The 16,516-nt window shown below is 47.1% G+C and carries 14 protein-coding genes; 1 reads left to right on the top strand and 13 read right to left on the bottom strand.

Annotated elements, in window-relative coordinates:
- Window positions 1-29: 29 nt before the first annotated feature.
- The 9 genes from ptsG to MKX68_RS18265 form a co-directional block, all read right to left on the bottom strand.
- Window positions 30-2,081 carry a glucose-specific PTS transporter subunit IIBC gene (gene ptsG, locus MKX68_RS18305; protein WP_340913447.1) on the bottom strand — a complete coding sequence of 684 codons (2,052 nt, stop codon included), beginning with the start codon at window positions 2,079-2,081 and terminating at the stop codon, window positions 30-32.
- Window positions 2,082-2,368: 287 nt separating this feature from the next.
- Complete coding sequence (gene glcT, locus MKX68_RS18300) at window positions 2,369-3,223, bottom strand: glucose PTS transporter transcription antiterminator GlcT (RefSeq protein ID WP_047844046.1); 855 nt, start codon at window positions 3,221-3,223, stop codon at window positions 2,369-2,371.
- Between the two features lie 165 nt (window positions 3,224-3,388).
- Window positions 3,389-4,945, bottom strand: a complete 1,557-nt coding sequence (locus tag MKX68_RS18295; protein ID WP_091027708.1) for a flotillin family protein — start codon at window positions 4,943-4,945, stop codon at window positions 3,389-3,391.
- 63 nt (window positions 4,946-5,008) lie between these two features.
- Window positions 5,009-5,545: a hypothetical protein gene (locus tag MKX68_RS18290; RefSeq protein ID WP_017686844.1), complete on the bottom strand. Its 537-nt coding sequence runs from the start codon at window positions 5,543-5,545 to the stop codon at window positions 5,009-5,011.
- A 278-nt stretch (window positions 5,546-5,823) separates the two neighbouring features.
- Entirely contained in the window at window positions 5,824-6,987 is a 1,164-nt protein-coding gene (locus MKX68_RS18285) for an iron-containing alcohol dehydrogenase (RefSeq protein WP_340913445.1), read from the bottom strand.
- A 93-nt stretch (window positions 6,988-7,080) separates the two neighbouring features.
- Complete coding sequence (locus MKX68_RS18280) at window positions 7,081-7,668, bottom strand: MSMEG_1061 family FMN-dependent PPOX-type flavoprotein (RefSeq protein WP_315938442.1); 588 nt, start codon at window positions 7,666-7,668, stop codon at window positions 7,081-7,083.
- Window positions 7,669-7,820: 152 nt separating this feature from the next.
- Window positions 7,821-9,419 carry a UDP-glucose--hexose-1-phosphate uridylyltransferase gene (locus MKX68_RS18275; RefSeq protein ID WP_340913443.1) on the bottom strand — a complete coding sequence of 533 codons (1,599 nt, stop codon included), beginning with the start codon at window positions 9,417-9,419 and terminating at the stop codon, window positions 7,821-7,823.
- A 14-nt stretch (window positions 9,420-9,433) separates the two neighbouring features.
- Window positions 9,434-10,423 (bottom strand): UDP-glucose 4-epimerase GalE, encoded by a 990-nt coding sequence (gene galE, locus MKX68_RS18270; protein WP_315938440.1) that lies wholly within the window; start codon window positions 10,421-10,423, stop codon window positions 9,434-9,436.
- Window position 10,424: 1 nt separating this feature from the next.
- Window positions 10,425-11,606 carry a galactokinase gene (locus tag MKX68_RS18265; protein ID WP_340913440.1) on the bottom strand — a complete coding sequence of 394 codons (1,182 nt, stop codon included), beginning with the start codon at window positions 11,604-11,606 and terminating at the stop codon, window positions 10,425-10,427.
- 153 nt (window positions 11,607-11,759) lie between these two features.
- On the opposite strand from MKX68_RS18265, the gene MKX68_RS18260 reads away from it, so the two are divergent.
- Window positions 11,760-12,734 (top strand): AraC family transcriptional regulator, encoded by a 975-nt coding sequence (locus MKX68_RS18260; RefSeq protein WP_340913438.1) that lies wholly within the window; start codon window positions 11,760-11,762, stop codon window positions 12,732-12,734.
- 81 nt (window positions 12,735-12,815) lie between these two features.
- Here MKX68_RS18260 and mgrA read toward each other — a convergent pair whose 3' ends face one another.
- From mgrA to MKX68_RS18240, 4 genes are all read right to left on the bottom strand, one after another.
- The gene (mgrA, locus tag MKX68_RS18255) at window positions 12,816-13,823 is read right to left on the bottom strand and encodes an L-glyceraldehyde 3-phosphate reductase (protein ID WP_340915428.1); all 1,008 of its coding nucleotides are present in this window, start codon (window positions 13,821-13,823) and stop codon (window positions 12,816-12,818) included.
- Between the two features lie 78 nt (window positions 13,824-13,901).
- Window positions 13,902-14,642 (bottom strand): NAD-dependent protein deacylase, encoded by a 741-nt coding sequence (locus MKX68_RS18250; RefSeq protein WP_340913437.1) that lies wholly within the window; start codon window positions 14,640-14,642, stop codon window positions 13,902-13,904.
- A gap of 273 nt (window positions 14,643-14,915) precedes the next feature.
- The gene (locus MKX68_RS18245; protein WP_340913436.1) at window positions 14,916-15,683 is read right to left on the bottom strand and encodes an HAD family hydrolase; all 768 of its coding nucleotides are present in this window, start codon (window positions 15,681-15,683) and stop codon (window positions 14,916-14,918) included.
- Between the two features lie 63 nt (window positions 15,684-15,746).
- Entirely contained in the window at window positions 15,747-16,511 is a 765-nt protein-coding gene (locus tag MKX68_RS18240; RefSeq protein ID WP_340913435.1) for an alpha/beta fold hydrolase, read from the bottom strand.
- Between the last annotated feature and the right edge of the window lie 5 nt (window positions 16,512-16,516).

Below are 16,516 nucleotides of genomic sequence, written 5' to 3'. Positions count from 1 at the left end.
ACACTTGCTTGCCATCGTCGTAACACTTCTTATTTTATCTCAATGATTGGCTGTTCGCCAACTTTCAGCACTCCACTCTTCTTCAGAGTTACTGTGGAGCCCTCTGGCAGGTTGGTGAAAATAACTGGTGAAATGATCGAAGGAGCGTTTGCTTTGACATACTCCAGATCCACTTCCATAATCGGCTGGCCTGCCGATACCAGATCACCTTCCTGTACCAGTACGTTAAAGCCTTGACCTTTCAGCTTCACCGTATTAACACCTATATGAACAAGCACTTCCTTGCCACCATCGGACATAATGCCCACGGCATGTTTGCTTGGAAATACATTAAACACTTTACCATACACAGGAGAAGTTATCGTACCATCATGTGGCAAAATTGCGAACCCATCACCTGTCATTTTCTCAGCAAAGACCGGATCAGGTACGTTTGTAATGTCCAGCAATTCACCATTGACTGGCATAACGATATCCTCATCAACGATGCGCTCGCCTTGCTCACCTTGTGCCTTCTCCTCTTCTGGAGTTGGTTTGGCAGCTGCTGGCGTTGGTGCTGGTGTTCGTCCTGCAATAATATCCTGCATCTGAGATTTGATCGTGTCGGAACGTGTTCCGAAGATGGCTTGAACATTATTACCCACTTCAAGTACACCAGATGCACCCAATTGTTTCAAACGATCTTTTTTCACATTGGATTTCTCATTAACTTCAATCCGCAAACGAGTAATACAAGCGTCCAGATGTTTGATATTCTCTTTGCCACCAAAAGCTTCAAGAATGTTATGGGGCAGATCATCCGTTGAACCAGAGCCTCCGCCAGATTCGGTTTCAGGCGTTGCATCTTCTCGTCCAGGTGTTTTGAGATTGAATTTGCGAATGATAAACCGGAAACCGAAGTAATAGATCACCGCAAGAATCAATCCGACAATAATCACGTCCCACCAAGGTGTGCGGTTCGGAATAATCCCGAAGATCAGGAAGTCAATGAACCCACCGGAGAAGGTCATACCGATCTTTACACCCAGAATTTGCATGGTCATGAAAGACAAACCTGCAAAGATACAGTGTACTGCAAAAAGGATTGGTGCTACAAACAGGAACGAGAATTCAAGTGGTTCTGTGATCCCTGTCAGGAACGAGGTCAGCGCAGCTGAACCCATGATACCTGCAACATATTTTTTGTGTTCTGGTCTTGCTTCATGGTACATCGCAAGTGCGGCCGCTGGCAAACCAAACATCATGAACGGGAATTTACCAACTTGGAATGTTCCCGCTGTGAGGTTCACACCGTCACGCAATTGATTGAAGAAGATTTGCTGGTCACCACGGATGACATCTCCAGCTTTGTTCACATACTCACCGAACTCAAACCAGAATGGGGAGTAGAAAATGTGGTGAAGACCAAACGGAATTAATGACCGTTCTACAACTCCGAAGATGAATGCCGACAATGTCGGGCTTGTATCTACCATGAAGTGAGATACAGCATTTAACCCATTTTGAATCGGTGGCCAGATAATCACCAGAAGCAACCCGATTAAGAGGGAAACAACCGAAGTGATAATCGGAACGAAACGTTTACCTGCAAAGAAACCGAGGTAAGACGGCAGTTCGATTTTGAAAAATCGATTGTAACATAGCGCGGCGGCAATACCTATTATTATACCTCCGAACACGCCTGTACTTAATGTTGGTATACCCAAGATGCTGGCATAACCCGGTACTTCACCGATCATTGCCGGAGTAACCCCTACTGCGGTACCCAGTGTGACGTTCATGACCAGATAACCGATGATCGCTGCGAGACCTGCAACCCCTTCGCCACCGGCTAATCCGACGGCTACACCGACGGCGAACAGCAATGCCAGGTTATCGAATACGATCTGACCTGCATTCATCATAATTGTTGCGATCGAGTTCACCCAAGGGGTGTCGAGCGCCGTTACATATTGCAAGAAATCTGGATTAACCAACATGTTACCGATTCCGAGCAGCAAACCTGCCGCAGGTAGAATGGCTACAGGCAACATGAGAGCTTTACCTACTCTTTGCAATACACCAAAAAGCTTTTTGAACATCGCGTCGTATCTCCCTTTCGTCTAATTTATATGTTGTGATGCAAGCAAGGGAACACAAAAAAAGGCATGAATTAATAAAGTAAACTGTGCCAACCTTGGGGTATAGCATACCCTGTACAAGGAAAGAACAATCACACTTTAATTAACTCATGCCTGATCGAGTCAGTAACACGTCGCTTATGTTTATTCAGTTGCTTGATTACGGAAACCATTGTAGCACCAGTTCTAATCTATTGCAAGCCTTTACACCAAAAAAAATAATTCCGCATTCCATCACTGGAATGATCTCACTTATTCTCTTCTTCTTTCCGCTGATTCAGCCTTTGCAGATGAATGGTCAGATAACCTACCTCCGCAGGATAAACAGGCAGTTTCAGTCTTTTCTCCATTACTTTGGTCAGTTTCCATGCAAGCGAGTACATTTCGGGATACTCCAACTTAAGCAGGGAATCTAACTTATGAAGCTCCTCCACTTTGTCTCCACGGCGAACACGCTCAAGGGCGAAACGAAGATGAGTCAGCAAACGTGAGTAATCAAGCGATTCCGTTTCAAACGAATAATCGAGTTGATCGGACACCAGGTTCACCAAATCAGTGATCAATTGTGAATGTTCACGTACCTGGGATATATTTTGATTGGTCATTGCGCTATAGATATGGAGGGCAACAAAGCCAATCTCATCCATCCCCAGATCTACACCCATTTTCTCTTTGATCAGACGAACAGCGTATTCTCCCATTCGATATTCTTCAGGATAAATCTCGCGGGTTTCATATAAAAATGGATTTTGTATGATAATGCCCTGCTCCTTGCGTTTTAGCGCGAAAGAAATGTGATCGGTTAATGCAATATGGATATGTTCATTCAGAGGAACGTCCGTACGCTCTGCAATATACGTAATAACTTCGTTAATAATCTCGATCAGTGCTTCATCCACCTGTGGAAGAAGCTGTTTGTACTGCTCTTGCTCCTGCTGGTTTTTCAAAATGAACATTTTCTCCACAGCCATCAATGGAATGTGATCACTCGGTTTTCGGTTAAAGCCAATGCCTTTACCAATAACAACGACTTCCCCGTGTTCTGGATGCTGTGCAATGATTACATTATTATTTAGCGCTTTATCTACATGCAAGCTGCTCATTGTTTGCACCTCTTTTTCACACCATCTTAGGTGTGATTAAGTCACACCCTGTTACGAACGAAAAGACACCCGGAGCGGGCAAACCGCGCCGGACGTCTCGCTTAAAAAGTAACAAAAATTCGTCTTAAGGTCAATAGAGCAACCATGCAAGATTCGAAGTGCTTATTACTCGTCAACTCCAGCTCTTTCCACAATCTTGTCGATTATAGAAGGAGTTGTAACAGCCTCGCTCTGTTGAATGGCAACTGGCGCAGGTGTTTTAGACTTCGTAAGGCCTTTAATCAGCTGCTCTACATCGATGCCGGATACACTTTTGAGCATCTCTGGAGCGGTCGCCATAAGTTCGGTAACATAGTTACTCACTCGTGCTGCACCTTCACCTTTACCTGTATCTACCACCGTCAGTTTATCAATGGATGCAATTGGCTCTGCAATTTTGCCAGCCAGTTCAGGCAGCATTTTGACAATGATATCGAGTACAGCCGCTTCGCCAAACTTCTGGAATGCTTCGGCCAGTTTTTCTTTCGCTTCTGCTTCTGCAAGACCACGCAAACGAATAACTTCTGCATCTGCTGTACCTTTGGCAAGTTCCGCATCCGCCATGGCCTGACCTTCAAGTCGCTTCTGCTCAGCTGTTGCTTTGGCATGTGTTTCGATGGAATACTGTACTGCATCGGCTTCACGCATTCTTTTGGCTTTATCCGCTTCGGCAGCCTGCTCTACCGCATAACGATCCGCTTCTGCCTTTTTCTTCACTTCGGCATCGTATTGTTTCTCACGTACGACGATTTCTTTTTCCTGGAGATCAATCTCACGTTCTTTACGAACGAGTTCAACCTTCATTTCTTCTTCCACCACAGTCTGTCTAGCACGCGCTTCATGGATATGGTAAGCCTGATCGGCTTCCGCTTTTGCTGTATCCTGATCACGCTTAAACGTGGCTACTTTCAGTTCTTTCTCTTTGGCTGCCTCAGCGATATTGGTATCCCGCAGCAACTCCGCTTTTTGCCCCTGCTCTTCCGCATTGGCCTTCTGAATACGTGCATCACGCATCGCTTCCGCTTCAGCTATCTCGGCATCACGCTTCACAGCAGCAATTCTCGGTTTACCGAGAGCATCCAGGTAGCCCTGTTTGTCACGAACATCCTTGATGGTAAATGAGACAATTTGCAGTCCCATTTTCTTCAGATCTCTAGCTGCTACGCCTTGAACCTCTTGCGCAAACCGATCCCGGTTCCGATATACTTCTTCCACCGTCATTGTACCGAGGATGGCCCGCAAATGCCCCTCCAGTACCTCCTGTGCTTCGCTTCTCAGCGCCTCTACCGGTTTACCGATGAATTGCTCAGCTGCCGTAGCAACGTCCTCTACAGCGCCTCCAACCTTGATAATAGCTACACCGTCAGCAATAACCGGAACCCCTTGCTCCGTGTACACTTCAGGTGTGGAGACATCCAGCTTGTGGGACAACAAGGAGATAAACTCGGATTGCTGGAATACAGGCAGGATAAATGCACCGCCACCACGAACAATCTTAATTTTTCGGCCAGAATCATCATCAGAAATATTTTTGCTACCCAAGAATGATCCCGTAACGATCATCGCTTCATCCGGTCCAACCGTTTTGTATCTCGCCCAGAAAGCCAAACCTAAAATTAGAATGACACCGACTACAACTATAGGAATCAGCAATACATCCCAATTCAAATTCAAATTATCCATTCCACATCTCTCCCCTTATTCATTCATGATGAGTGCTTAAACTACTTAGGTGATAAGAATACTTTATAAATCTTTAAGTACGTTTTCATCCCATTCCGACACACGCAGTACGCCATCTACAACATCCACCACCACAACACGTGCTCCCGCCGCAATGGGGAGGTGTTCAAAACTGGATGCCGTTTGAATCGTACTACCGGATGCAAAACGAATCATCACTTCGCCAAAACCTTTTTCCGGCACCGGAATGGTGATTTCCCCAATTTTCCCAGATAACTCTTTCATTGAAAATGCAATCGAGACATCGCTGTTACGCATCGGTTTGATATATGCGAAGAATACCAGCATGGCTGCAGCAATACCTATAAGCAGGGATAATATTAGACCCGACATCGCACTTAATGAACTATAACGTGTCAGCATAATGCCTGCCCCACCGAAGGTTGTAATGGAACCAGCTAACACAACGGGTTTGAAAAAATCAAGACCTGGCATTTCGAAGGCTCCGTCCAGCAAGCCGTCAATCAAGTCACCCAGCACAAGGCTGACAACCGCAAATATTGCTCCTCCGATCAGACACCCCCAATAAATTGTCTCCATCCCCTGTTCCTCCTCTCCTCTGCCGCAAATTCATCCTAACTGGGCATTCCACATGTAAATAAATACGTAGCTGACATCAAAATGTTTCAAAATCTTTCCTCAAATGTATTCTGAACCCGATAATGGGTATTATCACGACATTCTGTTCTTCTTGCTTCATGTTCCTCCATCATTCTCGTGCAGAGCCAAATACATGAAAAAACCGCAAGCCCCCATAAAGGAGACTTGCGGTTATTGGACAACGGAATGTGTCCTTTCACTTTGCAGTGATTATAGAATTACAGAGAAGCCTTGTAGATGGATACAACATCTTCCCGTTGCAGTTTCTTGAAGTTACCGAACGGGCCAAACAGCATCGCTTTGTCTGCCATTACGTCGATCTGGCTATCATCGATATCGTAATCTGCCAGACGGTTAGGTGCACCAATGGATGTCCAGAATTTGCTGAGCGCATCGATACCTTCTTCGGCAATCTGTCTGTCCGACTTGCCTTCTGGGTTCACTTCGAATACATTAATTGCCAGACGTTTGAATCGATCCACATTCACATCCAGGTTATGTTTCATCCAGTGTGGGAACAAGATTGCAAGTCCACCGCCGTGTGGGATATCATACACTGCGGATACCGCGTGTTCAATATTATGTGTTGCCCAGTCGCCTGCGAGACCCATATTCAGTACGCCATTCAGTGCCATTGTTCCGCAATACAGAATCGTTTCGCGCAGTTCATAGTTCTCCAGATCTTCAACCAGACGAGGTGCTGCTTCCATGACAGTACGCAGAATCGTCTCACAGAAGCCAAGTTGAACCGGTGTATTGGCATCCAGATGGAAGTAATGCTCCAATACGTGGGACATCATATCTACCATGCCGTATACCGTTTGGTCCAGTGGAACAGTGTATGTATTCACTGGATCCAGGATAGAGAATGCAGGGAATGAGTATGCGCTACCCCAGCCCAATTTTTCTTGTGTATCCTGATTCGTAATAACGGAACCGGAGTTCATCTCCGAACCGGTTGCTGCCATCGTCAATACGGTACCGAGTGGAAGAGCGTCCTGTGCAACGGCTTTGCGCTGAGCAAAATCCCACATATCGCCATCATATTTGGCACCTACAGCAATAGCTTTGGAGCAGTCCAGTACACTGCCGCCACCTACAGCGAGGATCAGGTCGATGTTATTTGTTTTACAGAGGTCTACCCCTTTATGCACTGTAGAAAGACGAGGGTTAGGTTCAACGCCTGCCAGTTCAGTCACTTCTGCTCCAGCTTCCTGAAGCAATCCGATCACTTGATCATACAGACCACTGCGTTTGATACTGCCGCCACCATATACAAGCAGAACCCGTTTACCGTATTTCGGCACTTCTGTTTTCAATGCTTCCAGTTGTCCTTTGCCGAAAATCAGCCGGGTTGGATTATAGAATTGGAAAGATCTCATATCTATTGTCGCCTCCAATGGAGTTTAGAATTTTTAGTGCAACTCCAATTATAGTACCCCGTTTATAGAAAAACAAATCGATAGTCACTCACTTTATAACAATCCGTTAATCTCCAAATGGGCTCGAAACATCTCGCTCGTTGAAGGCAAATCCTCAGCATCGACCCATGTTTCTGAGGCCCATAATCCAGACTGTTTGAATGCCCGCGGACAATGGATAAAGCACTCTTCCACATCTACAATGACAGCCGCACCTATGGTTTTACCACTCCAGCCCATACTGGCGATGAATTCCTCATCCTTGGTAATAGATGCTGTACCATTAATACGCAGCACTTCATTCATACCCGGAATCAAAAAGAGCATACCAATACCAGGGTTCGACAACATGTTCAGCAACGAATCTATGCGCCGATTTCCTGGGCGTTCGGGATAGACGAGCCGATATGTATCATACACTTTTACGAATCCCGCTCCATCACCCCGAGGTGACACATCACTTTTTCCATCACGATCGGAGGTGGAGAGGAAAAATAACGGTGACATGGATAGAAAGTTCTGAACATGTGAATCCACAAATGAAATTGCCTTGTTACGCACATGTTCATGAGGTTCACCCACCATGCCTTGCAGTTCCTCAGCATCTGTAATCAACGGAATATTCAATGCTTTCTTTTCCAAGTTATTAACCCCATTTCCTCAATTCATTGTGGTACTCTAGGACTTCACTCCATTATAACTTGCCCGGAATTTCTTTCCAATGCATACAAATGTCTAGAATAACAAGAACAACACCCGCTCATGATTGGGCGGGTGTTTTGGTTTGTTGACTACTATTCAGTGTATCCCATGCTGCTTACAAAACGACGGAAAGCCTGACGTCCTGCTTCATCATATTTGTAGACACCTGCATGTTCCAGAATCTCGGAAAATTTCAAGCCGACTTCCTGTTGTACAATGGCAACGGCTTGTTCTTTGTCCAGGTTAGGACCAAACCGTTCAATCAATTCTTCCGCCCAGCTCAGGTGTTTGTTCAACACATGATCAGAAGCTTTGGCGGCTTCAGCAAGTTTGGCATCTCCAGCGAGGATATCCGCGATACTGTCCAGTTCTTCTTTCAAACGACCTGGCAGGATGGCAAGCCCCATCACTTCGATCAGACCAATGTTTTCTTTCTTCAGATGGTGCATCTCACGGTGAGGATGGAAAATCCCTTCAGGATGCACATCATTTGTACGATTGTTACGCAATACAAGATCCATCTCATAACCACCATCTGCACTGCGACGAACGATTGGTGTTACCGTATTGTGTGGTACTTGTTCCCCGTCCACTTCACTGAATGCTTCGATATCCACAGCAGAATCACTGTAGACCTTCCACGCTTCATATACAGCATTACCAGCTTCTAGCAGTTCTGCAGGATCGTGTGAGGCCAGACGCATTACGGACATCGGCCATTTTACAAGACTCAATGTAAGTCCAGGTGCACCCGCATGGCGGAAGACCGCCTCTGGCTGTGCATTTTGAATGGCAAACGTATGACGTCCACCCTGGAAATGGTCATGTGTCAGGATAGAACCGCCCACGATCGGCAGATCCGCGTTAGATCCGATAAAGTAATGCGGGTACTCCCCAACAAAGGCAAGCAGTCTGCGCAGCGTATCTTTGGTCAGTTTCATCGGCACATGATCATGATGGAAAATGATGCAGTGCTCGTTATAGTACACATACGGCGAGTATTGGAACAACCAAGGCTCGTTGTTAAGCTCCAGCGGAATAACTCTCAGATTCTGGCGGGCCGGGTGATTCACCCGACCGGCATAACCTACATTTTCACGACACAGCTGGCATTTTGGATATACCGGTGGCGGAAGCAATTTCGCCATGGCAATTTCCTTTGGACTTTTCTCCGGTTTTGACAGGTTAATAGTAATCTCCATGTCTCCATAGGCCGTGTCCTGAGTCCAGTAAACGTTCTTCGAGATCCGATCCATCCGAATATAGTTGGAGTTAATCGACAAGTCATAGAATTGAGATGTGGCCGCCTCAATACCTTCCGTCTGCTCCGTGTGGCGAAAGGCGCGTACCACTTCGGATGGGCGTGCCATCAAATGACCCATGATTTTGGCATCCAGCAAATCACGGAACGTATCACTATTTTCAGGAATGAGTCCAATGGTAAATCCATAATCGATCAACGTATCCAGCATCGCCTGTGGACCATCGGGCACAGTTGTGTCCAACTCACCGGCATAAGGCTCTGAAAATCCGAATTGTTCCAGCAAGAGGTTGCGGCTATAATCCCAATCCGCTTCCTCGATTAATTGTTTCTGCAAGGCAAATGCAACCAGACGTTCAATGGCATGCAGTGCTTCCTGCTGCTCCGGTGTCCGCTCTGTGGCACCTGCTGCAATATGAGTCTGTGACATAAGGTGTTCGCCTCCTAGTTTTTTCCGTAGCCGTCAGGACGTGATTGGTGCCAGCTCCAAGCGCTTTGAATAACATCTTCCAGATTGGTCCATTTTGGATTCCAACCCAGGACAGATCTCGCTTTTGCAGACGAAGCTACCAGCACAGCCGGGTCACCTGCACGACGTGGCTCCTGTACAACCGGGATATCCAGGCCAGTCACTTTTTTAGCTGTTTCAATCACTTGTTTTACAGAAAATCCTGTGCCGTTACCCAGGTTGAACACGTTACTGTTCTCACCTTTGCGAAGATAATCTACTGCACGCAGATGTGCATCAGCCAAGTCGCTCACGTGGATATAGTCACGGATACATGTTCCATCTTCTGTTGCATAGTCGTCACCAAACACTGCGATGTGCGGACGTTGTTTCAAAGCCGTTTGTAGAACGAGTGGAATCAGATGACTCTCTGGTTGGTGATCTTCACCAATTTTGCCGCTCTCATGAGCACCGGCTGCATTGAAGTAACGCAGGGAAACGTATTTGATATCCTGAACTTTATCGAACCATGACATCATGCGTTCCATCATCAGCTTGGTTTCGCCGTATACGTTGGTTGGCTCTGTACGATCGCTTTCTTCGATTGGCACTTTCTCAGGCTCACCGTAGGTAGCTGCTGTAGAGGAGAAGACGATGCGGCGTACGTTCGCTGCATTCATCGCTTCCAACAGACAGAGTGTACCAAACACGTTGTTGTCATAATATTTAACCGGGTCTTTCATACTCTCACCTACAAGTGAGTTGGCCGCAAAGTGAATAACTGCATCGATTGAATTCTCAGCGAACAGCTTCGCCAGAATTTCTTTGTCACGCAGATCCCCTTCATACAACTTACCGCCGAGCAACGCTTCACGATGCCCTGTCTGCAAGTTATCCAGTACAACAACCTCTTCACCACGTTCCAACAATGCTGCTACCGTATGAGAACCAATATATCCTGCTCCACCTGTCACCAAAATTGCCATTTTACTTCGCCTCCTTCAATTCTTTAACACCGTCGCCTACACCGCATACATAAAAATCACCTTTGAGACTGGTACGCGCTTCATATGCAGCGCCCACTTCGCTTACAAAACGCTCGACATCATCTTCATGCACAAGTGATACGGTACAACCGCCAAATCCTGCGCCAGTCATCCGAGCACCAAGCGTGCCTGGAATCCGCTGAGCTTCTTCAACCATAACGTCCAGCTCATCACAGCTTACTTCGTACAAGTCACGAAGCGATTCATGAGAAGCGTTCATCAGCTTGCCGAAGGTTTCCAGATCGTTACCCTGCAATGCTTCGACCGAAGCGAGCACACGCGCGTTCTCTTCCACAACATGTTGTGCACGCTGTCTTACTTTCTCATCCTTGATCTGATCCTGTAGTGTTACGAACTGCTCTGGCGTCAATTGAGCCAGGTAATTCAGTGCAGGCAGCTGTTCCTTCAAGATGGCAAGTGCCTGCTCGCATTGGGAGCGACGTTCATTATAAGCCGAATCTACCAGACCGCGGCGTTTGTTTGTGTTACCGATGACCAATTTGTAGGAGCCTGTACGGAAAGGAACCTTTTCGTACTCCAGTGTGTCACACATCAGCAGGATCGCGTGATCCTGAGCACCGTTTGCGACAGCGAACTGATCCATGATTCCACAGTTGACGCCTACGAACTCATTTTCCGCTTTCTGGGACAGAAGCGCCAATTGAACCGTATCAATATCCGTTACGCCCTCCAGAGACTGAATCGCAAATCCGGTGAGTACCTCCAATGATGCAGATGATGAAAGCCCTGCCCCGTTCGGAATCTCCCCATGGTACAGGAAGTCGTAGCCTTTTGTTACATTAACGCCTTTGCCCTGCAATTCAACCATGACACCAACAGGATAGTCGGTCCATTCTCCGGTTTTCTCCTTACCGATGGAGGAAGTGTCTAGTACCCCTTCATATGACATGTTCGTGGAAGCCAATTGCAACTTGTTGTCCTCACGCTCACGGATAATTAATGTTGTTCCGAATTCAAGTGCTGCCGGAAGCACGTATCCACCATTATAGTCAATGTGCTCACCGATCAGATTCACACGCCCAGGAGCATGAAATACACGGATGTCCGCTCCACTCTCTCCGTACTTTTCAATAAACTTTTGTTTCAATTCAGTTACGTTCACTGCTGGTGCACCTCGCATCGTTGTTGTGGTTTTCTTAATGTTATTATATAAGAAAGCGGTGCCTCTTGTAATGCAACCATGTGTGTTTCATATGGATAAATGTGACCTTAAGGCGTATAATGATCGGAGCATCCCAGAAAGAAGGAAACGAGTATGACAGACTCATTCAACGCCAAGAAAGAATCCCTTGCATCTTCTACAGAAAAAATACAGGAATCACCTTCCGGTAAAAGTGGAGCACTCAGTTATTCGGTTGCCTCCAATCCCATCTATTATGAGCAAGGCGCACTGCATGTCCTGTTTGCCGGAGCAAGCCAGACCCTTCCGGGTCACGCCGTCGGCCCCAAACTGTTTGATTATTATCTGCTGCACTATGTAGAAAAAGGGGCGGGTACGTTCCGTACCGAACTGCACACCTACGAGTTATCCGCAGGTGACTGTTTTCTCATTCATCCCGGGCAACTGGTAAGCTACCAGTCTCACGCCCGCAATCCATGGCAATACCGCTGGATCGCTTTCACGGGCAGCCAGGCTGCCCAGCATGCCGAGGAGGCGGGATTCCGCCCCGAGAAGTCCGTTTTTCATGCCGGACCCTCTTGTGGAATATCCGATTGGTTATCCGTGATGCAAGATGCTTTTGCCGAGCGCAAAGAAAGCTCCCATTTCACATCACTGGGTACGTTATATATGATTCTAGCCGAAGCACAGAATCACCTTTCGCAGGGCCAAACCTTAATTCCAGGTGAATCATCCATCCGACGTACGGTGAAACAGATGATTCAGTATATGTCCACCCAATATGCCTATCCTGTCTCCATTGAACAAATGTCTGCGAGTCTCGGGTACAACCGTGCGTATCTATCCCGTATTTTCAAACAGGAAACCGGTCTTTCGCCAGTCACTTATCTGCTCAAACTGCGGATCGACAAGTCGCGCCAACTCCTGAGAGAACGCCCGGATCTGTCCATCGAACAGGTATCTGCATCGGTCGGACTGCCAGACGCGCTGTATTTCTCCAAACAGTTCAAACGATTTCACGGTGAAGCGCCTAGCTTGTATCGAGAGAAAATCCTGTCCCGCCCACTACATCAGGGGTTACAGAAGAACGCTCAACAAAACAAACGGTGAGCAAGATAACGGCCGGAACCACATACGACAAAAAAAGGTGCATTCCGCCATTATGGCTAAGATGCACCTTTTACACTTTATTTATTTGTCATCAGGCTGCGGAGACAGAATGGATTCAATCCGTTCCAATTCCTCTGTAGAGAAATCCAGCTGACTAAGCGCAGCCACATTCTCTTCAATCTGTGAAGGACGGCTTGCGCCAATCAGCGCAGAAGTTACCCTGCCATTCCGCAGCACCCAGGAGAGTGCAAATTGGGCCAAACTCTGGCCGCGGGCTGCTGCAATCTGGTTCAGCGCACGCACTTTGCGGAGCGTCTCTGGAGAGATGTTGTTTTCATTCAGGAATACCGATGGTCCTTTGGCACGTGAGTCTTCCGGGATACCATTCAAGTATTTGTTCGTGAGCACACCTTGTGCCAATGGACAGAATGCAATACTGCCTGTTCCATACTCATCCAGCACGTCCTGCAAACCATCTTCAATCCAGCGCTCCAGCAGCGAGTATTTCGGTTGATGGATTAACAGGGGCGTACCCAGACCTTTCAGAATTTCGGCAGCCTGTCTTGTCTGCTCTGCGGGATAGTTGGAGATCCCTACATAAAGGGCTTTGCCCGAGCGAACAATATGGTCCAGTGCCATCATCGTTTCTTCCAAAGGCGTCTCGGGATCATAACGATGTGAATAGAAGATATCCACATAATCCAGGCCCATACGCTTCAAGCTCTGATTCAGACTGGACACCAGATTTTTGCGTGAACCCCACTCGCCATACGGCCCGGGCCACATATAATATCCCGCTTTGGTGGAGATCACCAGTTCATCCCGATAAGGTTTCAGATCTTGGGCAAGTACCTGTCCAAATAACTGCTCTGCTGAACCTGCCGGTGGACCATAATTGTTGGCAAGGTCAAAGTGTGTAATGCCCAGATCAAATGATCGGGTAATCATATTACGGCCATTCTCAGCGTTATTAATACCGCCAAAATTATGCCACAGCCCCAGTGAAATCGCTGGCAGTTTCAAACCTGAACGTCCAACGCGGTTATATTTCATCGTTTCATAGCGAGTATCGCTTGCTACGTAGACCATCATGAATCCCTTCTTTCCCCAGGTTCCGCCTCTTTTGTCCGGTCTGTGCCGGAGAATGCGGTTGTTCAGTCCATACGTTTAACCAAGAAGCTGGTCCACATTATTCATTACCTCGCCAATCGGATCTGTAATCAGCAAATCAGCCCTGCGGTCATAAGCAGTAGGTGTAGCGTTCAGCAGAACGGTATGTTTTCCCTGAAAATACGTAATTAACTGGGCCGCCGGATATACCGTCAGTGACGTGCCTCCCACGAGTAACAGATCTGCAGAAGACAGTGCATCAATGGAACGATACAAAGTCGTCTGATCCAGCTCCTCTTCGTACAGCACCACATCCGGTTTGATCACACCACCACATGTGGTACAGCGAGGCACGGTATCTTGGGACTGTATAATATCATTCAGCGTATAAAACTGCTTGCAATCCATGCAGGCATTACGATGAATTGAGCCGTGAAGCTCAAAGACATTGCTGTTGCCTGCCTTCTGATGCAGTCCGTCGATATTTTGCGTGATCACTGCCTGAAGTTTCCCCTCATGCTCCAGACGGGCCAAGAGTCGATGGCACCCGTTAGGTTCCGCATCTGGATGAAGCATTTTGCCTCGATAAAAATCATAAAAAATATCGGCATGTTGATCAAAAAAATGCCGGCTTAACAATTCTTCCGGTGGATAAGGCGAATGCTGCTCCGTCTGATACAGACCCGCAGCCGAGCGGAAGTCGGGAATCCCGCTTTCCGTTGAAGTTCCGGCCCCTCCGAAAAAAACAATACGGGAGCTTTCCTGAATCCAGGCAGCCAGTTGTTCTATTGCGTTCATCCTCTCTCCTCCTTTTATATACAATATAAATTGAACTAAATAATATTTACACTGGCCACTCCGATGACAGAACAACCTTCCGATCGCTGTTATCCCCAGATTTTTTTGATTCCCTTATTAAAGGGGAAAATCCGGTGATAGCATATGCTTCCGATGTAGCTTTCTGTTAGAAAGCTTTTAGGCGAACGCTCCGCTTCTTCAGGTCCTTTCTGTCCTCTCCGTTTTGTATAAATGTTGAGTTCAATTTATATCGTTCAACCAAACCAGAGTGACTTATATAATCACGCTTATCTCATTATAATGACGAATAATGGCATGGGCATCAACCAGGTGGGATCCTTGATCTAACTGTGGACAGTAACCAAGCGTATAGGATACCTCTGCGTGCCTCCCCATCTGCATATCCCCATTGCTGTCTCCAATGACAACGGCCTCCGCAGGATCGATATGTAATTCACGGCAAGCCAAGAGTGCTGCTTCTCTATCCGGTTTGCCCTGGGTCACCCGTTCACAGCCCACAATGGATGTGAAAAAGGAACGTATCCCCATCCAATCCAGATGTGTTTCTGCTGCTGCTGTGCTGTCTGAAGTGACGACCGCCAGTGGTATGTCCGCTGCCCTGCATTTCTGCAAGAAATCCAGCAATCCTGACATGGGTTCAGCGGATTTGCGCTCTCTTACCGATCTCATGGCTACACTTGAAAATTTGCGTATCGTTGTGATCGCTTCATTCCATGGCATACCTGCCGCATATAACTGCCCGGCAAGCAATCCCGTGCACTCATCCACAGTCGCAATGGCCAGCGGACCTTGCGGATCATATCCAACAATGTGTCCTTGTGGATCATGAATGGTGCCCAGAACATGCTCCCGTTCAACTGTAAATGGAGCTCCAAGTTCATTCATACGTGATTGTAACTGATCCATTAATGTCTCTGCCCACGGCCCCCATAGCTGGAGAAATTCCAGCAGTGTTCCATCTTTATCTAATAGGATACCTTTACATGGGATCTGCGCTCCATTCACTTGAAGCATAGCCATCCGTACCACCTCCATCAAGTATGCTATAAATGCATACAGCCCTTAATGCAGAATGATCAATACCTACTTGATAGTACTTAACCAAGCCAGTACCGTCTTGACCGTCTGATTCAGCTGTTCTTCTCCACTCACTTCCGGCTCACCATCTCCTTTTTGATGACCATAATCACCGAACTGGGCGTGGTTACCACCTTCAATGGTGTAATATACCGTGTCTTCTGGAAGATACATCCGTCCACTTTGATACTTGGTCATATTCACAACCTCATCTTTAGTACCCAGAATGGATAATGCAGGTATTCCCAGTGTCATTACGCTTCCTTTTTCATCCGGGTAGGATGCCAGAAAGAAGATGCCGTGAAGTGCATCAGGATGCGATGCTACATAACGTGCAGCCATCGCCCCGCCGAGAGAGTGTCCACCCATAACAAATTGTTCGTCCGGATATGCGGCCAGAATCTCATCTGCCAAGTTTGGCTTGAGCACTGCCAGATTAACTGGCATTTTGGCAATAATCGTGTGATGACCCGCAGCGGCCAACTCATGCGCAAGTGGTGCGTAACTTTCAGGTTTTACCAGTCCACCAGGGTAGAAAAGTACACTTTTCCCCGTCGATTTATCTGGCACAAAATCAATCCAGTTCTCTTGTTCGCTCACGGTCACCTTATTGGCTGTTTCCATGGCCGTTTGAGCTGTTTCCTGTGGACCGTATGGTGTGAATAATTTCCACGCAACAAATCCACATCCAATGACAATGAGCGCCAGAAGTACGAGCAGGAATTTCCCGATGCCCCTCTTCTTGCGCCCTGTATTATACCGATTTCTCAACGTTA

The organism is Paenibacillus sp. FSL M8-0212 (assembly GCF_038004645.1).
GTDB lineage: Bacteria > Bacillota > Bacilli > Paenibacillales > Paenibacillaceae > Paenibacillus.
The sequence above is the reverse complement of the archived record's forward strand: the minus strand, read 5'-3'. Positions and strand labels throughout refer to the sequence as shown.

Bases quoted from the DNA above. Each gene is read 5' to 3' on its own strand.
- MKX68_RS18275 (WP_340913443.1), bottom strand. From the start codon at position 9,419: ATGTCACAGACTCATATTGCAGCAGGTGCCACAGAGCGGACACCGGAG.
- mgrA (WP_340915428.1), bottom strand. From the start codon at position 13,823: ATGGTCTACGTAGCAAGCGATACTCGCTATGAAACGATGAAATATAAC.
- MKX68_RS18285 (WP_340913445.1), bottom strand. From the start codon at position 6,987: ATGAGATCTTTCCAATTCTATAATCCAACCCGGCTGATTTTCGGCAAA.
- galE (WP_315938440.1), bottom strand. From the start codon at position 10,423: ATGGCAATTTTGGTGACAGGTGGAGCAGGATATATTGGTTCTCATACG.
- MKX68_RS18250 (WP_340913437.1), bottom strand. From the start codon at position 14,642: ATGAACGCAATAGAACAACTGGCTGCCTGGATTCAGGAAAGCTCCCGT.
- glcT (WP_047844046.1), bottom strand. From the start codon at position 3,223: ATGAGCAGCTTGCATGTAGATAAAGCGCTAAATAATAATGTAATCATT.
- MKX68_RS18295 (WP_091027708.1), bottom strand. From the start codon at position 4,945: ATGGATAATTTGAATTTGAATTGGGATGTATTGCTGATTCCTATAGTT.
- ptsG (WP_340913447.1), bottom strand. From the start codon at position 2,081: ATGTTCAAAAAGCTTTTTGGTGTATTGCAAAGAGTAGGTAAAGCTCTC.
- MKX68_RS18260 (WP_340913438.1), top strand. From the start codon at position 11,760: ATGACAGACTCATTCAACGCCAAGAAAGAATCCCTTGCATCTTCTACA.
- MKX68_RS18290 (WP_017686844.1), bottom strand. From the start codon at position 5,545: ATGGAGACAATTTATTGGGGGTGTCTGATCGGAGGAGCAATATTTGCG.
- MKX68_RS18245 (WP_340913436.1), bottom strand. From the start codon at position 15,683: ATGGCTATGCTTCAAGTGAATGGAGCGCAGATCCCATGTAAAGGTATC.